The sequence below is a fragment of the Paraburkholderia sp. CNPSo 3272 genome (genome assembly GCF_024206495.1).
Classification (GTDB): domain Bacteria; phylum Pseudomonadota; class Gammaproteobacteria; order Burkholderiales; family Burkholderiaceae; genus Paraburkholderia.
This window is the reverse complement of sequence record NZ_JAMBPQ010000002.1, coordinates 325,017-338,822: the sequence shown is the minus strand read 5'-3', so window position 1 is coordinate 338,822 and position 13,806 is coordinate 325,017. Positions and strand designations below refer to the sequence as shown.

12 protein-coding genes are annotated in these 13,806 nt (G+C 66.3%); 9 read left to right on the top strand and 3 right to left on the bottom strand.

The features are described 5' to 3' along the window. Positions 1-23 precede the first annotated feature (23 nt). The gene (locus M3I53_RS03895; RefSeq protein ID WP_375542457.1) at positions 24-1,397 is read left to right on the top strand and encodes a sigma-54-dependent transcriptional regulator; all 1,374 of its coding nucleotides are present in this window, start codon (positions 24-26) and stop codon (positions 1,395-1,397) included. A gap of 72 nt (positions 1,398-1,469) precedes the next feature. On the opposite strand, the gene M3I53_RS03890 is transcribed toward M3I53_RS03895, so the two are convergent. Then, positions 1,470-1,955: a TlpA family protein disulfide reductase gene (locus M3I53_RS03890; protein ID WP_375542462.1), complete on the bottom strand. Its 486-nt coding sequence runs from the start codon at positions 1,953-1,955 to the stop codon at positions 1,470-1,472. 244 nt (positions 1,956-2,199) lie between these two features. On the opposite strand from M3I53_RS03890, the gene M3I53_RS03885 reads away from it, so the two are divergent. After that, on the top strand, positions 2,200-2,748 hold the full coding sequence (locus M3I53_RS03885; RefSeq protein ID WP_254314636.1) for a hypothetical protein: 549 nt from the start codon (positions 2,200-2,202) through the stop codon (positions 2,746-2,748). A 422-nt stretch (positions 2,749-3,170) separates the two neighbouring features. Here the strand turns inward: M3I53_RS03885 and M3I53_RS03880 are convergent, their stop codons facing one another. Beyond that, on the bottom strand, positions 3,171-4,805 hold the full coding sequence (locus M3I53_RS03880; RefSeq protein ID WP_254314635.1) for a YifB family Mg chelatase-like AAA ATPase: 1,635 nt from the start codon (positions 4,803-4,805) through the stop codon (positions 3,171-3,173). A gap of 215 nt (positions 4,806-5,020) precedes the next feature. Continuing rightward, the gene (locus M3I53_RS03875) at positions 5,021-5,278 is read right to left on the bottom strand and encodes an accessory factor UbiK family protein (RefSeq protein WP_028201802.1); all 258 of its coding nucleotides are present in this window, start codon (positions 5,276-5,278) and stop codon (positions 5,021-5,023) included. 526 nt (positions 5,279-5,804) lie between these two features. Here M3I53_RS03875 and M3I53_RS03870 point away from each other — a divergent pair. The 7 genes from M3I53_RS03870 (at position 5,805) to ptsP (ending at position 13,804) form a co-directional block, all read left to right on the top strand. After that, positions 5,805-6,143, top strand: a complete 339-nt coding sequence (locus tag M3I53_RS03870) for a P-II family nitrogen regulator (RefSeq protein WP_028201804.1) — start codon at positions 5,805-5,807, stop codon at positions 6,141-6,143. Positions 6,144-6,183: 40 nt separating this feature from the next. Beyond that, positions 6,184-7,701: an ammonium transporter gene (locus M3I53_RS03865; RefSeq protein WP_254314634.1), complete on the top strand. Its 1,518-nt coding sequence runs from the start codon at positions 6,184-6,186 to the stop codon at positions 7,699-7,701. Positions 7,702-8,090: 389 nt separating this feature from the next. After that, positions 8,091-9,380 carry a glutamate--cysteine ligase gene (gene gshA, locus M3I53_RS03860; RefSeq protein ID WP_254314633.1) on the top strand — a complete coding sequence of 430 codons (1,290 nt, stop codon included), beginning with the start codon at positions 8,091-8,093 and terminating at the stop codon, positions 9,378-9,380. Between the two features lie 135 nt (positions 9,381-9,515). Further along, positions 9,516-10,469 carry a glutathione synthase gene (gshB, locus tag M3I53_RS03855; RefSeq protein ID WP_254314632.1) on the top strand — a complete coding sequence of 318 codons (954 nt, stop codon included), beginning with the start codon at positions 9,516-9,518 and terminating at the stop codon, positions 10,467-10,469. Between the two features lie 443 nt (positions 10,470-10,912). Next, positions 10,913-11,494 carry a PTS sugar transporter subunit IIA gene (locus M3I53_RS03850; RefSeq protein ID WP_254314631.1) on the top strand — a complete coding sequence of 194 codons (582 nt, stop codon included), beginning with the start codon at positions 10,913-10,915 and terminating at the stop codon, positions 11,492-11,494. Between the two features lie 85 nt (positions 11,495-11,579). Continuing rightward, complete coding sequence (locus M3I53_RS03845) at positions 11,580-11,849, top strand: HPr family phosphocarrier protein (RefSeq protein WP_254314630.1); 270 nt, start codon at positions 11,580-11,582, stop codon at positions 11,847-11,849. Between the two features lie 215 nt (positions 11,850-12,064). Then, complete coding sequence (gene ptsP / locus M3I53_RS03840) at positions 12,065-13,804, top strand: phosphoenolpyruvate--protein phosphotransferase (protein ID WP_254314629.1); 1,740 nt, start codon at positions 12,065-12,067, stop codon at positions 13,802-13,804. Positions 13,805-13,806 lie beyond the last annotated feature (2 nt).

The following is a 13,806-nucleotide window of genomic DNA, read 5'->3' as shown; positions in this document are numbered from 1 at the left end:
GGGTGGCTGGCTTTTGAATCAGGATGACGAACGAACATGGTGAATGCATGGTCAATACCGCGCCCGGCCGGGTGCTCTACGTAGAGGATGACGAACTCGTGCGCCGCGCGGGCGTGCAAAGCCTGCAGCTCGCGGGCTTCGACGCCGCCGGTTTCGCCAACGCGGAAGGCGCATTGCCGCTCATTGATGCCGACTTCGCGGGCGTCGTGGTGAGCGACATCCGCCTGCCGGGCATGAGCGGGCTCGATCTGCTCGCGCAATGCCACGAGCGCGCGCCCGAGGTGCCGATCATCCTCGTGACGGGCCACGGCGATATCTCGATGGCCGTACAGGCCATGCGCGACGGGGCCTATGATTTCATCGAGAAGCCGTTCGCCTCCGAGCGCCTCATCGAAACGGTGCGGCGCGCGCTGGAGCGGCGCCTGCTCGTGCTCGAAAACCTCGCGCTGCGCCGCGAACTGGCGGGGCATCACGCGCTCGCGCCGCGCATCATCGGCAAGAGTCCGGCGATCGAACAGGTGCGCAAGCTCATTGCGAATGTCGCGCCGACGGACGCGTCCGTGATCATCAACGGCGACACGGGCGCGGGCAAGGAGCTGATCGCGCGCAGCCTGCACGAGCTATCGCCGCGCCACGACAAACCGTTCGTCGCCGTGAACTGCGGCGCGCTGCCCGAACCGATGTTCGAGTCGGAGATGTTCGGCTATGAAGCGGGTGCTTTCACGGGCGCGGCCAAGCGCCGGATCGGCAAGCTCGAGCACGCGAGCGGCGGCACGCTCTTTCTCGACGAGATCGAGAGCATGCCGCTCTCGCTGCAGGTGAAGCTGCTGCGCGTGCTGCAGGACGGCGTGCTCGAGCGCCTCGGCTCGAACCAGCCGGTGCGCGCCGACTTGCGCGTGGTCGCGGCGGCGAAGGGCGACATGAGCGAGCACGTCGCGGCGGGGACCTTCCGGCGCGACCTGCTGTACCGGCTGAACGTCGTGACGATCGCGCTGCCGCCGCTGGCCGAGCGCCGCGAGGACATCGTGCCGCTCTTCGAACACTTCCTGCTCGACGCGGCAGTGCGCTACCAGCGTCCCGCGCCGCTGCTCACCGAGCGCGACCGCATGCGGCTCGCGCAGCGCGACTGGCCGGGCAACGTTCGCGAGTTGCGCAATGCGGCGGACCGCCGGGTCCTCGGGATTCCCGATGATCTGTCGGCCGGCACGGCGACCGGGGAGGACGATGCGTTGCCGCTCAAGGAGCGTGTGGAGCAGTACGAGCGCGCGCTGATCGCCGACGCCCTGCAGCAGAGCAACGGCGCGGTCGCCCAGGCCGCCGAGCGGCTGCAGATGGCGAAGGCCACGCTGTACGAGAAAATTCGCCGCTATGGGCTGGTGGCGCGCGGCGAGGCGTGAAGAAGCATCAAGAGACGTAAAAAAAGCAGCGGTTTTTTCCGCTGCTTTTTTATTGGCTACTCGTATCGCGTTTCAGGTCGCCAGCGCCTTCTGCAGCAACTGGTCGAGTTCCGCGAACTGCGGCTCGCCGACGTAGCGCTTGAGGATCTTGCCGTCGCGGCCGATCACGAACGTGGTCGGCGTGAGCTGGACATTGCCGAACTGCTTTGCCGCCGAGCCGTCGTCCATCGCCACCTTGAACGGCAGCTGGCGCGTTTGCGCGTAGTTGGCGACGTACATCGGCGCGTCGTAGTTCATCGCCACCGCGACGAACTCGAGGCCTTCGCCCTTGAAGCGGTTATAGGTCTGGACCATCTTCGGCATTTCCGCCATGCAGGTGGTGCAGCTCGTCGCCCAGAAGTTGACGAGGTAGACCTTGCCCTTGAGGTCGTGCGTGGAGACCTTCTGGCCGGACAGGAGAGTGAAGGTCGCGTCGGGCACGCGCTGCTGGCTGCCGAAGAACGCGAAGTAGCCGGCCACGGCGATGGCGACGACGACCACCGCCGCGCCAACGCGCATGAGCGCGCCGGAACGCCGGTTCGAGGAATTCGGGGATGCAGCGGTCATGGGCCTTGCCTCGTGCGCCGAAGGACGCGGGTGTTGAGCGCAAATATTGTAGCGCCGAATTTCCCGGCATAGCGGTTGCGAGACAACATCCGGGTATGCGTCGACGGATAATGTCGCGCACCTTTCACTTCCGTGACGAACCGCGCCCATGGTCCTGGACATCCTTCGCCGTGCCCGACTCCCATTGAATCTGCCGATGCGCGCCTTCGTTTCAGCCCGCGTGACGACGCTGGGCGTACTCGCCGCCTCGTTCGCGCTGGCCGCCTGCTCGCCCACGTACGACTGGCGCACGATCTCGAACGACGCGAGCGGCTACTCGATCGATCTGCCGGCCAAGCCCGGCAAGGACGAGCGCCGCATCGACGTGAACGGCACGCCGATGCGCATGCGCGTGCAGACGGCCGAGGTGGCTGGCAACGTGTTCGTGGTCGGCATGCTCGATCTGCCCGACGCGCAGCCCGAGACGCAGCAAAAGGCGCTCGAGTTCCTGCGCGCGGGCCTCGCGCGCAACGTGGGTGCGCCTGCCGAGGCGCACGCGGTGGCGGTGCCGCTCGCGACGGGCGGCTCGATCGAGGGCGTGGAAATGCGCATCGCCGGCAAGGCTGGCGCCGACGGCGAGACGCGCACGATCCACGCGCGGCTCGTCGCAAAGGGCGCGCGCGCCTACCAGGTGGCGATCGTGGGGCGCACCGAGCCGCCGGTCGAGCAGGTCGACCAGTTCTTCGAATCTTTCAAGCTGTACTGAGTTTTGGGACTCAGCAGGGACGCTTTACGCCTTGATGTTTGGCTCCCGCACGGGCGGGCGTTTGCGCGACGAAGTGAAGGTTGCGCTGCAGGTAAACACGCTAATTATCGGATTTGATTGAGGGTTTACCGGTTACCCACAGGAGCTGTGGGTAACTTTGTGGAAAACCATGCCCCGTTGGCTGGAAAGGGCCGTCCTGTGGGCTTTCTGTTAGTTTCGGCCGCTTTTCTGTAAATCCAGAACGGTAGAAGAATCAATAGGTTATGAAAACGGCCGCGGCGTAATGCGAACCATGCTCAGAACCGGGGCCAGCACGACGAAATGTGCATAAGTCAAGTCTTGACTTCGACTTATTGGCGCTATTCACATTCCCCGTGGCGAAAAGCGGCGGCGTTTTCCCGCGAAACCGGCGCTGTGCCTGGCTATCGCTCGGCGAACACGCGCCGGTACTGCACGGCCTCCGCCACGTGCGCGGCGTCGGGCATCGCGGCACCCGCGAGATCGGCGATCGTGCGCGCGACCTTGAGCACCCGGTAGTGAGCGCGGGCCGACCAGCCAAAGCGCTCGCCCGCTTCGCGCAGCAGCGCTTCTCCGGCCGCGTCCGGCTGGCAGACTGCGTCGGTTTCGCGGCCGGTCAATTCGCGATTGGTTTTTCCCTGCCGCGCCAGCTGGCGCTCGCGTGCCGCCTGCACGCGAGCGGCGATCGCAGCGCTCGGCTCGGCGTTCGTGCCCGCGCGAGCGGCCAGTTCGGCGGGCGCCAGCGCCGGAATCTCGATCTGGATGTCGATGCGGTCCAGGAGCGGCCCGGAAAGCTTGCGCAAATAGCGCGCGGCGCTGTCGGGCGTGCAGCGGCAGCGGCCGGCGGGGTCGCCGCGCCAGCCACACGGGCAGGGATTCATCGCGGCGACGAGTTGGCACGCGGCCGGAAAGTCGGTTTGCCACGCGGCGCGCGAAATCGTGATCGCACCCACTTCTAGCGGTTCGCGCAGGGTCTCGAGCACGTGGCGGTCGAATTCGGGCAGTTCGTCCAGAAATAGCACCCCTAAATGCGCGAGCGTGATTTCGCCCGGCTGCGGCGGATTGCGCCCGCCGATCAACGCGGCTGCGCTCGATGAATGGTGGGGCGCGCGAAACGGCCGCTTGCGCCACTGCTGCGGCGTGAAGCCGACCGCGCTGGCGGAGAGCAGGGCGGCAGAGGCTAGCGCCTCGTCGTCCGTCATGGGTGGCAGGAGCCCGGGCAGGCGCGCGGCGAGCATCGACTTGCCGGCGCCAGGCGGCCCCACCATCAACAGATGGTGGCCGCCAGCCGCCGCGACTTCGAGCGCCCGGCGCGCGCCGCGCTGGCCGACCACGTCGGCCATATCTGGAGGCGTGACGCTCGGTGCGTCGAGGGCGCTCGAGCGCACGGGTGCGAGGCGCGCTTCGGGATCGACGCCCGCAAGGTGGGCGCAAAGGGAGCGCAGATCTGCCGCGCCGTACACCGCGACATCGGGCACGAGTGCCGCTTCGGCGGCGTTTTGCGCCGGCAGATAGAGCTCGGGCATGTGTGAGCGTGTGGCTTCGCCAGTCTTAGCATCAGGAATCCGAAGAATGTTGCTTTCGCCTATGGCTTCGCGGCTGAACGCAGGTGCTTCGTCGAAACGCGCTGCGCGATCTCTATGCGCGCGTGCCGTGCCGCAAGCCATGGCGAACGCGCCGCGCATGGGCCGCACGGCGCCGGTGAGCGAAAGCTCGCCCGCGAACTCCCGGTGCGCGAGCGCAGCAACCGGAAGCTGACCGCTCGCCGCGAGAATGCCGAGCGCAATGGGCAGATCGAAGCGGCCGGATTCCTTGGGTAGATCGGCGGGCGCCAGGTTGACGGTAATGCGCCTCACCGGGAAATCGAAGCCGCAGTTCGAGAGCGCGGCGCGCACGCGCTCGCGGCTTTCGCGCACTTCGAGGTCGGGCAGCCCGACGATGGAAAACGACGGCAGACCGTTGGCCAGATGGACTTCGACTGTGACTTCGGGCGCGCGGCCAGCAGCCGGCGCGCGGCTGCGCACCACGGCAAGCGACATGGGATTCTCCGGAAGGCTCGCATGCGGGGAGTGGCGCGCGTCGCTCTACGAAGCTTCGGACCCGGGCTTCGTACATCTTTCGCGCGCCGTGCATGCGCCAGGCTGGTGAGGCAAATGCCCCTTTACGGTTCCATTGCGATCACGCTACGGATCGCTTGCGGCGCTGCGGCAGAGGTGCCGCACTCGATTGCGCACAGGAGTGCGCAAGGAAATGATCAGGAGGACTGGCTAGTCACCGGCAGCTTCTGCTCGAGTTCGGCCACGCGGCGCTCGAGTTCTTCGAGACGCTGGCGCGTGCGCACGAGCACCTGTGTTTGCGCGTCGAATTCCTCGCGCGTGACGAGGTCCAGCTTCGAAAAGCCTTGCGACAACATTGCGCGAACATTGCGTTCGACATCGCGCGCCGGCGAGTTCTTGAGCAGATCGCTCACGCGCGACTGCAGATCATTGAATACGTCGTTTGGTTGCTTCATTCGATTCCCCTTCGCTGCACAAAAGATGTGCAAGTTTTCTTTCGCCTGTGCCCCGCGACGGACCGTGATCGATCTTGGTGCGAACTCGCAGGGCCATGGCCAGTGTGCGCGCAAGTGGTGCGCACCGCGGGCCCAGATGCTTCGCGCCGTGGCGCGGCGGCCCACTTACAGCCGCTACGCGGCGCCCGCGCGGCAGCGATGCCTGAGAGCACTGTAGCAACGTTCCCCACGCCACGCCACCGCGCCCGCGCCACGTTGGCCGTTCGGCCAGGCCCTCGCGCGCCGCGCCCCTCAAGGCGCGGACCGCATTGTCCACGGCTTTGGGCGCGCTTGCATCGAAGTCCATCACCGCGGCTTTGCGCACGGGCTGCAGCAAATTGGCACGGGTGTTGCTAATACTGCCCCGCGCACCGAACGACGGTTGGCTCACGGTGTGCCAGCGACGCGGCGAGGCATCACGCGCCGTTCGCCGGGCGCCCGTTGCAGAAGCACACAAAGGAATGAAGCAAACCACAGCGAGGACTACATGAAACTCATTACAGCAATCATCAAGCCGTTCAAGCTCGATGAGGCGCGCGAAGCCCTTTCGGCGATCGGCGTTTCGGGGATCACGGTGACAGAGGTGAAAGGCTTCGGTCGCCAGAAGGGGCACACCGAGCTGTATCGCGGCGCGGAGTATGTCGTCGACTTCCTGCCGAAGGTGAAGATCGAAGCCGCCGTGGCCGACGACATCGTCGAGCAGGCCATCGAGGCGGTCGAACGCGCGGCCCGCACGGGCAAGATCGGCGACGGCAAGATTTTCGTCACCCCGATCGAACAAGTGATCCGCATCCGCACCGGCGAGACCGGCGCCGACGCGCTGTAAGCCCTAAAGAGACCGAGACAAGAGGAAAGAGGAAACCGAGATGCGCAAACTTTTGATGTCCCTGATGATGGCCGGCTCACTGCTGGCCGGCGGCGTCGGCGCCGCACTGGCGGACGACGCATCCGCGCCCGCCGCGGCCTCCGCGCCGGCCACCACCGCGTCGGCGCCCGACGCATCCGCAGCCGCTCCGGCTTCGGCGCCCGCAGCCGACGCGGCTTCGGCCCCGGCAGCCGCCGCGAGCGCTCCGGCAGCCGCCGCGAGCGCCCCGGCCGACGCATCGGCAGCCGCCGCAGCCGCCGCGCCCGCAGCACCGACCGCGCCGTTCTCGGTCGATTCGTCGAAGATCAACTCCGGCGACACCGCGTGGATGCTGACCTCCACCGCGCTCGTGCTGTTCATGACGATCCCGGGCCTCGCGCTCTTCTACGGCGGCATGGTCCGCAAGAAGAACGTGCTCGCGACGCTCATGCAGAGCTTCGCGATCACCTGCGTCGTGACGGTGATCTGGACGGTGGTCGGCTACTCGATCGCGTTCACGCCGGGCGGCTCGTTCATCGGCGGCTTCTCGCGCATCTTCCTTGAGGGCATGAACTACATCAAGGGCGACAAGGCGACGACGCTCACCGTGAGCCATCTCGCGCCGACCATCCCCGAGACCGTGTACTTCGTCTACCAGATGACGTTCGCGATCATCACGCCGGCGCTCATCACCGGTGCGTTTGCCGACCGCATGAAGTTCTCGGCGATGCTCGTGTTCATGTCGCTGTGGTCGATCATCGTCTACTCGCCGATCGCGCACATGGTGTGGGAGCCGACGGGCTGGCTCGCCAGCGCCGGCATCCTCGACTTCGCGGGCGGCACGGTCGTGCACATCAACGCCGGTATCGCGGGCCTCGTGTGCTGTCTCGTGCTCGGCAAGCGTGTGGGCTATGGCCGCGAAGTGATGGCTCCGCACAACCTCACGCTCACGCTGATGGGTGCGGCCATGCTGTGGGTGGGCTGGTTCGGCTTCAACGCGGGTTCGGCAGTCGCGGCTGACGGCCGTGCGGGCTTCGCGATGCTCACGACGCAAATCGCTACCGCCTGCGCCGCGCTCGGCTGGATGTTCGCGGAGTGGATCGCGAAGGGCAAGCCGTCGGTGCTCGGTATCGCTTCGGGCGCCGTGGCAGGTCTCGTGGCCATTACGCCGGCTTCGGGTTTCGTCGGCGTGCTGGGCGCAATCGTGATCGGCGTGGTGGCGGGCGTGGTCTGCTTCTGGTCGGCTACGTGGCTCAAGCACAAGTTCAACTACGACGATTCGCTCGACGCGTTCGGCGTGCACGGCATCGGCGGCATCATCGGTGCGCTGCTGACCGGCGTGTTCGCGGTGAAGGACATCGGCGGCGCGGACGGCAGCATCATCCTGCAAGCCAAGGGCGTGCTCACGACCCTCATCTACAGCGGCGTGGTGAGCTTCGTGCTGCTGAAGGTGATCGACATGGTGATGGGCCTGCGCGTTTCGGAAGAAGACGAGCGCGAAGGTCTCGACGTGGTTCTGCATGGCGAGCGCGTGGAATAAGCGCGCCGCGCCCGATGGTTTGATTTAGCAGGGCAGCAAGCAGCGACCTGGGCCCGCCGTTTCGGCGGGCCCTTTTCTTTTGCGCGCCCGGGCGCCGGGTGTGGGCCTTGCTGTCGCGCAGGGAGGCGCGTATAAGCACCTCGCCCGCGCGTTCGCGCAGTGCCCCTTCAGTGCGTGGGCCCAATTGCGCCGGGCGGCGCGGGCGGTCCAGAATGGATATCCGGCGTGAATATCCGCGCGGCCAGAACGCCCGATTGACCCTACCGCGCTCAAGGGAATTCGCGGCGGAGTTTCACGTGGGCAATCCCGTCTTGCAACTGGCGCAATCGTCCCCAGATAAACGACCGGTTTTCCTACAATCAAAGCATTTCGTCTGCGAGTCACCCCTTATGGTCCCGCATCTGGTTACGGCGTTGAACGGCCCGCTCCTCGAGCTGGAGCAGCGCATTCTCGAGGCGACGCCGGCCATCGAGCGCTGGTTCCGCCTCGAATGGCAGGAGCACACGCCGCCGTTCTACGCTTCTGTGGACCTGCGCAACGCCGGCTTCAAGCTCGCGCCGGTCGACACCAACCTGTTTCCCGGCGCCTTCCACTGCCTGCCGCAGGAAGTGCTGCCGCTCGCCGTGCAGGCGGCCATGGCCGCCATCGAAAAAATCTGCCCGGACGCCAAGAACCTGCTGGTGATTCCGGAGATGCACACGCGCAACGCGTTCTATCTGGAGAACGTCGCGCGACTCGCCACGATCATGCGCCAGGCGGGCCTGAACGTGCGCTTCGGCACGCTCGACGAAACAATCGCCGGGCCAGTCACGATCTCGCTCGCCGACGGCCAGAAGATCGTGCTCGAACCGCTCGAGCGGTCGCAGCGGCGCCTGGGCCTGAAGAACTTCGACCCCTGCTCGATCCTGCTGAACAACGATCTATCGGGTGGCATCCCACCCGTGCTCGAAAACCTGCATGAGCAGTACGTGTTGCCGCCGCTGCATGCGGGCTGGGCGGTGCGCCGCAAGTCCACGCACTTCTCCTGTTACGACGACGTGGCCAAGAAGTTCGCGAAGATGGTGGGCGTGGACCCGTGGATGATCAATCCGTACTTCGCGCACGTGGAAGGCGTGGACTTCGAGGCGCGCACGGGCGAGGAGCAAGTCGCGACCGCCATCGACGCTGTGCTCAAGAAGATTGCGAAGAAGTACCGCGAGTACGGCATCACCGAAAAGCCCTATGTCGTCATCAAGTCCGATGCCGGCACGGACGGCCGCGGCGTGATGACGGTGCACGACGCCTCGGAGGTCGCGGCACTCACGAAGCGCGAACGTGCGAAGATGTCGGCCACGAAGGACGGGCTCGAAGTGCACGACGTGATCGTGCAGGAAGGCGTCTACACGTTCGAGCATATCGGCGACGAAGTGGCCGAGCCGGTCGTGTACATGATCGACCGCTATGTGGTGGGCGGCTTCTACCGCGCGCACGGCAGCCGCGAGCGCGACCAGAACCTGAACGCGCCGGGCATGCATTTCGTGCCGCTCGGCTTCGAACATACGGCGCTGCCCGACACGCGCGCGAAAGCGGGTGCGGCGCCGCCGAACCGCTTTTACATGTACGGCGTGGTGGCGCGGCTCGGCTTGCTGGCGGCCTCGGTCGAGCTGGAGAAGACCGACCCCGAGGCGATCCAGGTCTGAGCCGGCCGTCATCATCCACACAATCGAACGCAGCGCCCGCCACCGTGCGGGCGTTGCCGTCATGAAAGCAGGCGCCACACACGGCGCCATGCCAGGCGTCAAGCAGCGACAGGACAGGGACAAGGCAGAGACGATATGGACATTCTCTTCATCGCCGATCCGCTCGAGCGGTTCAAGATCTACAAGGACTCGACCTACGCGATGATGGCCGAGGCCGCGAAGCGCGGCCATCGGCTTTTCGCATGCGAGCCTCAGCACCTCGCATGGGTGAACGGCCAGGTGGAAGCCGACGTGCGGCGTTTCACGATCATCGGCGATACGGCGGACCTGCATCGCGCACCGTGGTTCGAAGCCACGGCCGATTCGCGCGCGCTCACCGGCTTCGACGCCGTCGTCATGCGCAAGGACCCGCCGTTCGACATGGAATACGTCACATCGACGTGGCTGCTGGAGATCGCCGAGCGCGCGGGCGCGAAGATCTTCAACAAGCCGCAGTCGATTCGCGATCACTCGGAAAAGCTCGCCATCGGCGAATTTCCGCAGTTCGTCGCGCCGACGCTCGTCACGCGCAGCGCGGCGCGCCTGCGCAAGTTCCATGAAGAGCACCAGGACGTGATCCTCAAGCCGCTCGACGGCATGGGCGGCATGGGCGTGTTCCGCGTGAAGGCGGACGGCATGAATCTCGGCTCGATCATCGAGATGCTGAGTCACGACGGGGCGCGCAGCGTGATGGCGCAGAAGTTCATCCCCGAGATCAAGTCCGGCGACAAGCGCATTCTGCTGATCGGCGGCGAGCCGGTGCCGTTTTCGCTCGCGCGCATTCCTCAGGGCAATGAGGTGCGTGGCAACCTGGCGGCGGGCGGACTTGGCGTCGCGCAGCCGCTCACGGGGCGCGACATGGAGATCGCTAAGGCCCTGGGCCCGACGCTCGCGGCACGCGGCCTGCTGCTTGTCGGGCTCGACGCCATCGGCGACTGGCTCACCGAGGTCAATGTCACGAGTCCGACGTGTTTCCGCGAAATCATGGAGCAGACAGGCTTCGACGTGGCCGCGATGTTCATCGACGCGCTGGAGCGCGCGGCGGCCTGATCCTGCATCCGCCGGGAGTGCGGTTCGAAACGGGGACCGGGCGCATTTGAAGCCCGCACCTGGAGCGCGGACTTGAAAGCCGCGTGTATGGCTGCATTTGCCGGATGTGGACGCCTCGCAGGGTGGGCGCTCCATCGAGACCTTGACTGACGGGCACTTCCGGACCATGAAAGGTCGAGCCAGCACGCGGAGCCTGTGAATGGCGCGCGGCATCTGTCGCCGCTGTGAGCAGAACCGCCTCGCGTGCGCGAAAATGACCCTGCTACAATGCCGCGAGCCCGCGTTCCGGGCTGGCGAGCCTGCGTCGACAAGACGCTCTGGCTGCCGCGCGGCGCGTGTTCCGACCCTGCGAGCTCACGGCTGGCTGCGGGGTTGGCGCTGCAGGACGCGATCTACGGGTCGTCCGAGCATCAACCTGAGCCGTTTTTTGCAATCAAGCTGACATGGCAGGGATTCTGATCATTGCGCACGCACCGCTCGCCACCGCGCTACGCGAGTGCATCGCGCATATCTATGGCGGTTGTCCGGCGCGCATCGGCGCGCTCGACGTGCTCCCCGACAGCGACCCGGCTGAAGTGGTCGCCAAGGCGAATTCGGAGATCGAGCGCCTGCGCGAAGACAACGGCGCGCTCGTGTTGACCGACATGTTCGGGGCCACGCCTTCGAACATCGCGGCGCGCCTCGCCACGGTGCCCGAGGTGCGCGTGCTGGCCGGCGTGAATCTGCCGATGCTGGTGCGTGCCGTGTGCTACCGGGCAACGCCGCTCGACACGCTCGTCGAAAAGGCGCTGGCCGGCGCGAGCAAGGGCGTCCAGACCATCGGCCCGACCATGCCGCCCGTTGCTCCCGCGAGCGAATGCGGCTGCCCGCCCACGCCCTGCACCGAAGCCACTGCCGACACGGCAAAGCAGGCCGCGAATCCGGTAGCGGGCCAGAACGCGAGCCAGCCCGCTGCGCCGACGCGGGCCGAGGCTTGCACCGGCGGCGTTGCGGCGGGCGTGTTCAGGCCGGCTGGCAGCACCTGAACCGGCGGCGCGCCAGCGAAAGCCAACAACAAGGCACACCGAAACAACCCAGTCACACTTCCACGCACCGCGTCCGGATCGACCTATGCTGCAACAAGAAACGACCATCGTGAACAAACTCGGCCTGCACGCGCGGGCGTCGGCGAAGCTGACGCAGCTCGCAGGCAACTATCAGTCGGAAATCTGGATGAGCCGCAACGGCCGCCGCATCAACGCCAAGAGCATCATGGGGGTCATGATGCTGGCGGCGGGCATCGGCAGCACGGTGACGATAGAGACCGAAGGCCCGGACGAGGCCGACGCCATGAGCGCGCTGCTCAAGCTGATCGCCGACAAGTTCGGCGAAGGTCAGTAAGACGCGCGGCAGTCAACGCGCCTTGCCCGGAACGCCGCGGTTTTGCCGCGGCGTTTTTGTTTGGTGCGCGGGGCGTGCTGCACAAGGCCGCAGACGGGCGCGAACACACGCGTATGGCCACATTCGGCCGCGCTGGAATTTATAATCATCGCCGGGGTCTGAGAGAGCGCATTGCAGCGGTTTGCCGCAGCATCAAATAACCAGAGGAGGTGCGCGTGCCGTTCACGCTGCATGGAATTCCCGTATCACGCGGTATAGCCATCGGGCGAGCGTATCTGATCGCCCCGGCTGCACTCGACGTCGACCACTACCTCATCGAGCACGCGCAGATCGAAGACGAAATCGAGCGTTTTCGCGTGGCGCTCCAGGCCGTGGAGCACGAGCTCGACGCGCTGCGGGCCGACCTCGCCGCCGACGCCCCTTCGGAAATGGGCGCATTCATCGGCGTTCACCTCATGATCCTGAACGACGTGATGCTCGTGCAGGAGACCATCGATCTCATCCGCACGCGCCGCTTCAATGTGGAGTGGGCGCTTACCGAACAGCTCGAACGCCTCTCGCGTCACTTCGACGACGTCGAGGACGAGTACCTGCGCGAGCGCAAGGCCGATATCGAGCAGGTCGTGGAGCGCGTGCTGAAGTCGCTCGCGGGCGCCATGCCGCCTACGCTGCACGGCGGCTGCGACGAGATGATCGTCGTCGCGCACGACATCGCGCCGGCCGACATGCTGCAGTTCAAGGGGCAAACCTTCCAGGGCTTCGTCACCGATCTGGGCGGGCGCACTTCGCACACGGCCATTGTCGCGCGCAGCCTCGGCATTCCGGCGGCGGTGGGCGTGCAGCAGGCGAGCGCGCTGATCCGCCAGGACGATCTCATCATCGTCGACGGCGACCACGGCATCGTGATCGTCGATCCCGCGCCGATTGTGCTCGAGGAGTACACCTACCGGCAAAGCGAGATGGCGCTCGAGCGGCGCAAGCTGCAGCGCTTGAAGTTCTCGCCGACGCAAACGCTGTGCGGCGCGAAGATCCAGCTGTACGCGAACATCGAGCTGCCCGACGACGCGCAGGCCGCGCTCGACTCGGGTGCGACGGGCGTGGGCCTCTTTCGCACCGAGTTCCTGTTCATGAACCACAAGAACCAGTTGCCGGAGGAGGAGGAGCAGTTCGCCGCCTACCGCCGCGCGGCGGAGCTCATGAACGGGCTGCCCGTGACGATCCGCACAATCGACGTGGGCGCGGACAAGCCGCTCGAGGCCATGAGCGCGGGCGACGGCTACGAGACGGCCGCGAACCCGGCGCTCGGCCTGCGCGCGATCCGCTGGAGCCTGTCCGAGCCGCAGATGTTCCTCACGCAGTTGCGGGCGATCCTGCGCGCCTCGGCGTTCGGTTCGGTCAAGATCCTGATTCCGATGCTCGCGCACGCGCAGCAGATCGACCAGACGCTCGACTTGATCCGCGAGGCGAAGCGTCAGCTCGACGATGCCGGCCTCGCCTACGATCCCAACATCCAGATCGGCGCGATGATCGAGATTCCGGCGGCCGCGCTCGCGCTACCGATGTTCCTGCGGCGTCTCGACTTCCTCTCGATCGGCACCAACGACCTGATCCAGTACGCGCTCGCCATCGACCGGGCCGACAATGCGGTGGCCGACCTGTACGATCCGCTGCATCCGGCCGTGCTGCAGCTGATCGCGCATACGCTGCGCGAGGCGAAGCGCGCGGGCGTGCCGGTTTCGGTGTGCGGCGAGATGGCGGGCGACCCGTCGTTCACGCGTTTGCTGCTCGGCATGGGGCTCACCGAGTTTTCGATGCACCCGAGCCAGTTGCTCGTGGTGAAGCAGGAGATCCTGCGCTCGCAGCTCAAGACGCTGGAAAAGCCGGTGGCGGAGGTGCTGGCCGCTTACGAGCCCGAGGAACTGGAGGCGGCGCTGCAGCGTGTGGCGCAGGCCTGAGC

Bases quoted from the DNA above. Each gene is read 5' to 3' on its own strand.
- M3I53_RS03895 (WP_375542457.1), top strand. From the start codon at position 24: ATGACGAACGAACATGGTGAATGCATGGTCAATACCGCGCCCGGCCGG.
- M3I53_RS03890 (WP_375542462.1), bottom strand. From the start codon at position 1,955: ATGCGCGTTGGCGCGGCGGTGGTCGTCGTCGCCATCGCCGTGGCCGGC.
- M3I53_RS03885 (WP_254314636.1), top strand. From the start codon at position 2,200: ATGCGCGCCTTCGTTTCAGCCCGCGTGACGACGCTGGGCGTACTCGCC.
- M3I53_RS03880 (WP_254314635.1), bottom strand. From the start codon at position 4,805: ATGTCGCTTGCCGTGGTGCGCAGCCGCGCGCCGGCTGCTGGCCGCGCG.
- M3I53_RS03875 (WP_028201802.1), bottom strand. From the start codon at position 5,278: ATGAAGCAACCAAACGACGTATTCAATGATCTGCAGTCGCGCGTGAGC.
- M3I53_RS03870 (WP_028201804.1), top strand. From the start codon at position 5,805: ATGAAACTCATTACAGCAATCATCAAGCCGTTCAAGCTCGATGAGGCG.
- M3I53_RS03865 (WP_254314634.1), top strand. From the start codon at position 6,184: ATGCGCAAACTTTTGATGTCCCTGATGATGGCCGGCTCACTGCTGGCC.
- gshA (WP_254314633.1), top strand. From the start codon at position 8,091: ATGGTCCCGCATCTGGTTACGGCGTTGAACGGCCCGCTCCTCGAGCTG.
- gshB (WP_254314632.1), top strand. From the start codon at position 9,516: ATGGACATTCTCTTCATCGCCGATCCGCTCGAGCGGTTCAAGATCTAC.
- M3I53_RS03850 (WP_254314631.1), top strand. From the start codon at position 10,913: ATGGCAGGGATTCTGATCATTGCGCACGCACCGCTCGCCACCGCGCTA.
- M3I53_RS03845 (WP_254314630.1), top strand. From the start codon at position 11,580: ATGCTGCAACAAGAAACGACCATCGTGAACAAACTCGGCCTGCACGCG.